Source organism: Bradyrhizobium sp. Rc3b (genome assembly GCF_900114915.1).
In the GTDB taxonomy this organism is placed as follows: Bacteria; Pseudomonadota; Alphaproteobacteria; order Rhizobiales; family Xanthobacteraceae; genus Bradyrhizobium.
Genome location: NZ_FOUS01000045.1, coordinates 1 through 6504 on the forward strand (window position 1 = coordinate 1; position 6504 = coordinate 6504).

General features: G+C 58.1%; 4 protein-coding genes. 2 read left to right on the plus strand and 2 right to left on the minus strand.

All coding sequences use genetic code 11. The features are described 5' to 3' along the window. A partial coding sequence (locus tag BM190_RS39305; protein ID WP_143109210.1) for a transposase occupies positions 1–190 on the plus strand: 190 nt, incomplete at its 5' end. A gap of 3024 nt (positions 191–3214) precedes the next feature. Here the strand turns inward: BM190_RS39305 and BM190_RS39320 are convergent. Then, positions 3215–4588 carry an adenylate/guanylate cyclase domain-containing protein gene (locus BM190_RS39320; protein ID WP_092263405.1) on the minus strand — a complete coding sequence of 458 codons (1374 nt, stop codon included), beginning with the start codon at positions 4586–4588 and terminating at the stop codon, positions 3215–3217. Positions 4589–5194: 606 nt separating this feature from the next. On the opposite strand from BM190_RS39320, the gene BM190_RS39325 reads away from it, so the two are divergent. After that, on the plus strand, positions 5195–5698 hold the full coding sequence (locus BM190_RS39325) for a DUF29 domain-containing protein (RefSeq protein WP_092263407.1): 504 nt from the start codon (positions 5195–5197) through the stop codon (positions 5696–5698). A 477-nt stretch (positions 5699–6175) separates the two neighbouring features. Here the strand turns inward: BM190_RS39325 and BM190_RS39335 are convergent. Beyond that, positions 6176–6504: hypothetical protein (locus tag BM190_RS39335; protein WP_092263409.1), on the minus strand; the 329-nt coding region annotated here is incomplete at its 5' end.

The following is a 6504-nucleotide window of genomic DNA, read 5'->3' on the forward strand; positions in this document are numbered from 1 at the left end:
ACGTCAGCGCAAGAAGGTCGAGATGCAGTTTGCACACTTGAAGCGCATCCTGAGGCTTGGTCGACTTCGGCTTCGTGGCCCACGGGGCGCCCAGGACGAGTTTGTTCTGGCCGCCATCGCTCAAAATCTGAGGCGCCTCGCGTCGTTCGTTGCGCGACCACCACCCTCTCATACTTTGCGCATTGCGTAGCGTAGGAGTTGCGTGAGAGCATTAGGGTCGGCGGATCAAAGCCGGTCGGCCATACCGAATGGCCGAAAGGCATCCGTCGGTTACAGCCGACTTTTGCAACAAAATCGGCCAGAAGCGGACCCTAGCTCAGGCTCAGGGGTAATAGGATCTCGGTCCTGCACGGACTAGATGACGTTACAACGCGCGGTCGGGCGACGAAGGTGCACGGAGAGGCTTGGTGAACTCGGCGGGAATTTCGATCTCGCAACGATCGGGGCCGTCGCGATAGATGAGCGCTCCTTGCGAAATCCGCAACACGACATTCCAACCGGGCCGTGGTTCATCGGACCATCGATCCAGAGCCGCGATGCTGTCTAGCATTGCTATCCCCTGCAGCGCTTTGATCCCGTTTATGAGCCGAATGGCGACCCGCGTCCTAACTTGTATGGAACCGGCAAGAGCTTCGTCCAAGAAGCTAACTGTGTCTGACATTGCTCGGAGTCGATCGACCATTCGCTGAAGTTCGATCGTGCGGTTTCGAACGCTGCGGCAAACATTCGGAGGCCATGGCGAAAAAAGCAGATGTCCTGGCAGCCTGTAGCGCATGTTGCCGGAGTTTGTTCGTTGCCTGGGCCACGGGCAGCCCCCGCCCACGTCAGGTGATCGAAGGAGCAACACGCCTTTTGTTTGACGGATGACGGGCCAGAAATTTTTCGCCGGCGAGCGACGAATTGCTTTGTGAAACTGGATTATCGCAAGAGTGACCGGAGCCGCTTGGGCCAACTCCTCGATAGCCGCCACTACGTGCTGAACATTCTCTCGAGCGTAGTCCTCCGCCAGCCTGCGGTTCAATCCGCGGAGATGGTCGCGATAGGTCCACATTTGCGCATCGTATGTGTCCGCCGCGTGCTGAGGCATAGATCATCCATCTTTTGCATCGCGCAAAGCATCGAATTGTCCGGTTCTTTCGGCGCGCTCGGGCCGGATGCTATTGTCATTTTGTTAACAGGAGCTGGACGGCGACAAGGCCGCAGCTAGGTGGGCGGCGGGTCTGCTTGGGGTCAGAAGCAGTCCTCCGCGACGCCGCCGTAAAGGCCAGCTATGGGCCGGAAGGCGACATCCGGTGTTGGGTTTGATACGCTAGTCTCAGCAGGGAAAGTCAAAAAAATGGGTGGCTTGAGGCGGGGATTGTTAATTGTGGCCTCGTTTGCGGCGCTGACTGTCGTGGCGCTAGGTGCCTATTTTCTTTTCGCAGCGCCGAATCTCATCTCGCTCATCAGCTTTTTCATAGTCGTGCCGGTGTTTTTGATCTTGGGCCTTGGCTTCTTTAGGATTGCTAGAGACCGAAACTAGGCCCTCGTGTGGGACCAATTTCAGCACTGGGCCAAAAGCCGCCGGTCTGGTCTGCCGGCTGGAAGGCCTGCTCCGGGCCCAAGCCGAAATGAAACACGGTGCAGGAATAGAATTGCCGATTAGGTACCAGCGGTCAAGAAGCAGGAACGCCTGGCGTTGCGGAAGCTTTGAGTAGTTAGTTAGCTTATCTGGTCGATTTAGACCGAGCATAGCTCCACTGTTAGAGAGGGCGGGAGCGCAACCGGCTTCTCATCACCGATATAAGCCAAGTGCCGGGCGGTGACGGAGAAAGAGCCATGCCCATCTCCTTGCTCTTTGGATCAATCGTCCAGAAGCTGAAAACCCGCCGCAACCGCCATAGTTGCTTGCTGGGTATCGGCGCAACGAGCGGTTCGCGCCCGCCTTTACGCTTGGCGATAAAAGTCACGCCGAACTCAGTTCCTAAGCACATCGGCCGCGCTGGGAACACCTGGCTTGGGCGAAAGGAACGATCCTCTGGGCTGCTGAATTTTTGCCCCGCCCGACGGGAAGATAGTACCAGGAAGCGGGAATTTCGCCGCGCACTACGATGTTGGATTGCCGCGCGGCCAGCGTTCACGCATCAGGCCACCCATGCGTTCTCGAACCAAGGCGTTGCCCAAGAATTCGCCTTGCAATTGTGCCCGTCGAGGGTCGTAATGCTAAGATTGTTTGAGAATTTTATTCAGTCCTGTTGTGTTGAGGTCGTGATGAGTATTTCCGGTCGGATCTTCGATGCCGCTGTTGCTCTGCACCAACGTAGCGTATTTCTCGAACGTCAAATTTCTGAATTGGTTGACCTGCGAAACCGATTAGCGCACGCCCAGTTGCGCCGTTCGCGGTCAAGGTCGGGGCGTTTAGTTTCCAGTAAACTAGGTCGGCGCCGTAAGTGTAGGTAACCTTCCGCGTAGCAAACCCCGAGTTGCCAATTGCCCTTCATAGCCTCAATCTGTGGGCAATTCGTGAGTCGGGGACATTCATGGAACGGAAGCCGTTTGAGACCATGTCTCTCGATGAGCTGTGGCGACTCCACACGGTCGTCAATGACATTCTCGCGGCTAGACTCGTGGCTAAGAAGGAAGAGCTTGAACGACGATTGGGGCTGCTCAACCGGGAAGACAAGCCGCCCAATTTATAAGATGCTTAGATTTCCTGACCATTCACGCTGACTAGCCCCCGGGCTTCGGCCGTCGGCGTCGCTGCACTAATTAGGATTGGCGCAACAATAGCTCCTTCAAATCCTTGATTGGGGTGTTGAGCAGGCGACCGCCCAGCGCCGCTGGTGAGCCGTGTTGTTGAGCGCACTCCTTGCAGTACGCGATAGTTGCAGGCCCAAGTCGAGCGGCAGAGGGTATCGGCATGCGCATCCGACGTCTTCGCCTCGGAGATGTTTCGAGCCCTTGGTGGGCGAACCCTCGAATTTGACGTCGGCATGAACCTGGACGGCACGTTGAGGCCGTGCGCAACTGGCTATTTTCTGCCGCCTCCACCGAAGAGGTGCTGGCGCTGAAGTCGACGCCGCCGGTGGTCGTCGGACCTCGGCTGCGTCGATGGACGGTACGAGAAATGCGACCCAGTGGAGCGCGGCGCGATTAGGCGATAGTCCGCTTGGCCCTTAATAGCGGCTTTCCAACGAGGCGCTGTTCAGGTCAGCTAGGGGTCAGAAACCGTCATTCAGCGCGCTGATCGCATGGCTTGTGAAAGTGTGCTAGGACGTACCGCGCGAAACAGGCGCCATTCGTCGGGCACGCCTTTGAGAACGTGACGGCCACGCTCTTCAAACGTCAAGCCCGATCCTGCTACGAGATCGCGAACCGTCTGTGAGACCAGAACTTCACCCGGGGCGGCTAGTGCCGCTACACGCGCGCCAATATGTACAGCAATGCCGACAATATCGTGAGCGACGAATTCGCATTCGCCAGTATGCAAACCGCAACGGACTTTCAGATCGAGCGGGCGCACCGCGTCACCGATTGCGCTGGCGCAACGCACGGCGCGCGCTGGGCCGTCGAACGTGGCAAGAAACCCGTCGCCGGCAGTGTTGATTTCGCGCCCTCGATACTGGCCGAGCACGCTCCGAGCTTTGGCATAGAACGCATCGAGCAGCACGCGCCAGGCGCCGTCGCCGAGTGCGGCGGCGCGTTCCGTCGATCCCGCAATGTCGACGAACAGCACAGTCGCCAGCACCCTGTCTGGCTCCGCTGCTTGCCGATGCCCGGTGACGAACTCTTCGACCTCATCAAGAATTGCATCCTGATTGCCAACCCAGACCATATGGTCCTCGCCGCCGAGCTCAATCAGTTTGGCGCGAGGAATCCGCTGGCTCATGTAGCGGGCATGCTTCACGTCAATGACGCGCTCGTCGGCGCGATGCAAAATCAACGTCGGTACGCGCGTGACAGGCAGGATATCTCTGACATCGATGTCCCGGTTCATACGCATGATTGCAGCTGCCGCGCCTGGGCTTGCTGAGGCCCTGAAGTAGGCAGCGATTTGCTCCACTTCGTGCTTGTTCCCGGCAACGCTGGGGGCCCACATCAGCAAACTCATTGCATCAGTCGTGCCCCAATGGTGCTCTATGTCATCCAGAAACGTGCTCCACTGCGCATCCGTCCATGCGAATGTATAGTCAGGCGCCCACGAGCGTCGCGCATAAGTGCCATAGAGCACCAGAGCCGACGTGCGCTCGGGATAGGTCGCTGCATAGAGCAACGACATCGGACCGCCCTCAGATATTCCGAACAAGGTGGCCCGTTGGGAGCCAACCTGGTCTAGCACCGCCTGCACGTCATGCATCCGCTGTTCAAGCGTGAAGATCTGGGAGCCGCGATCGGACAATCCGGTGCCGCGCTTATCGAACATGATGATCCGCGCAAACGTTGCAAGCCTGCGGAAAAAGGCGGCGCGCGCCGGCGATTGCCAGAGCGCTTCAAGATTGGAGACAAAACCTGGGACGAATAGCAGGTCGTGCGGACCGTCACCAATCACCTGATAGGCAATATGGACGTCGTCACTTTTAACATAGCGAGTGGCCGGGATGTCAGCCATGCTGGCCTACTGCGTGAAAAAACCGTGCGGCGCGAGTGTCGCACCTCATTCCGGGACAGGCCAGCGAAATTCGGTCGAAATTGATGCGCTCGACCCCCGCAACGCCGGTAGGACCCGCGGCGATTGAGGGAATCGATGATGACACGCCACGTAAGGCCGCGACGTCCGCTTCGTGTCAAAAGCGGCCCTCAGGCGGCGTCACCGTGAACGTCCGCTACGGGCCAACAGCGGAAGTCCACGTGGGCTGGAATAAAAGGCTATTCGGATTTCCGTGTGGTCTCGAAGAACAACGTTTGTTTCCGAGACGTGCGTGGACCGATGATTTGGGGCGACAAGTCCTGATCGTCGCCACCTGCACGCCTCGCACCGCAATGCCGTCCGCATGGCGGGCTGTTGGCCCGCGCCACGCATCCCAGAGGAAGCTCCCGGGTGAAGGGCGAGGTTTATGACTTGGAGACGGCATGAAAGGCGGCCCCACCGCCGATCTTGGTTCCACAAAACTGCCGAAAGCGGTACCGAATAAGGTTCCTCGGCGTCGCAGGACCGGGCCTCCGCCCTTGGATTATTCCATCCCCGCCGTTATCTTAAGGGCGCTCAGAGGTTTCCATGCTCACGAAACAAGCCAGCAAACACGATACCGATTTCTACGGGTGGACCCAGGAGCAAGCCGGCATCCTGCGGGAAACGCCGCCGGTAGATTCACGCCTGGACAGCGCCAATCTGGCCGAAGAGATCGAAGATGTGGGACGTGCCGAAATCCTGGCGATATCCAGCCTGCTTCGGCAGACCCTCATCCACCTGTTGAAATCAACCATCGAGCCGGACAGCCAGGCCGCAACTCACTGGTTTGATGAAATCGTCACGTTCCAAGGCGACGCCGTCCTGGCATTTTCACCCGAAATCAGACAGCGACTCGAACTCGAGAAAATCTGGCGCGTCGCGTGCAACGGAGCTATCCGCTCGCTGGCAAAGCGCGGAGTCGTCGCGCCTCAATTGCCGTCGACCTGTCCGTTTTCGCTGGACGACCTGCTCGATCCGGAATTCGATCCCGAAACAGCGACACAAACCCTGTCCGCCGCCATCCAATCAGTGACCAAGCACAGCATCTGAAAAGGCTTGAGGACCTCCTCTCGGGGAAAATCATACGGCTTCCCGGACCTGCCGATGTCCATCCGCCCCGTGGCGACGGTCGGGCATGGACGCCTATCGTCAGGGCAAAGTGCCAAGGAGCGGAATTGGCTCCTGGGAGAGCTTGACCTCCATGTCGAGGTCTAAAGCATGGGGAAGCTACTCCACCACGGAAGCAGGTCAGTTCGGAAAAGAGTAAACTCCGCGCGAAGTCCACACGGAAATCCGGATAGCCGAATAAAAGAGACCGCCAACTGAAGCGACCTCCTGCCTATTGGCAAATTTACGGGCGCCTCCGCGGTCCGCTGGATCTCGTCGAGAACGTCAAACAGGTGGTCGAACCCAATGGTTGACCTCCACAGGGGAGTCCAATCATACCTCATAGTCAAATTGGCTAGCGGTCGCCGAGAATCCGCGCACAACAGCGAAACAGTTGGCAATCAGTTCTTACAAGGCCGATCAATCGTCTATGCCAAAGTCCGTCAATTTCCAGCCGGATTCATCCTTAGCGAAAGAGTAGATGATCGAGTCGCAAAAGGCAGAGTAAGTAACCACCCCCTTGGGGGATGTGTCCTTGACAGGCTTCTGCTTGGCAAGACACGCCCGATGCGCAGGTCTGAAAGCACCCTTCCAGATCACAGGAAACTCCGCTGCTCGCCGCAGATCCTGGTAGAGGACGGGATATTTAATCATGTCCGATACGGCCTTCTGGTCGCTCTTGCCGACTGAAGCTTTGAACTGCGTCCAGAACGTTGCGAAACCGTCATCGCTCCCTGCCGCCAGCCCCG

Excerpts from the sequence above, each read along its gene's own strand:
- BM190_RS39320 (WP_092263405.1), bottom strand. The coding sequence starts at position 4,588 with ATGGCTGACATCCCGGCCACTCGCTATGTTAAAAGTGACGACGTCCAT.
- BM190_RS39325 (WP_092263407.1), top strand. The coding sequence starts at position 5,195 with ATGCTCACGAAACAAGCCAGCAAACACGATACCGATTTCTACGGGTGG.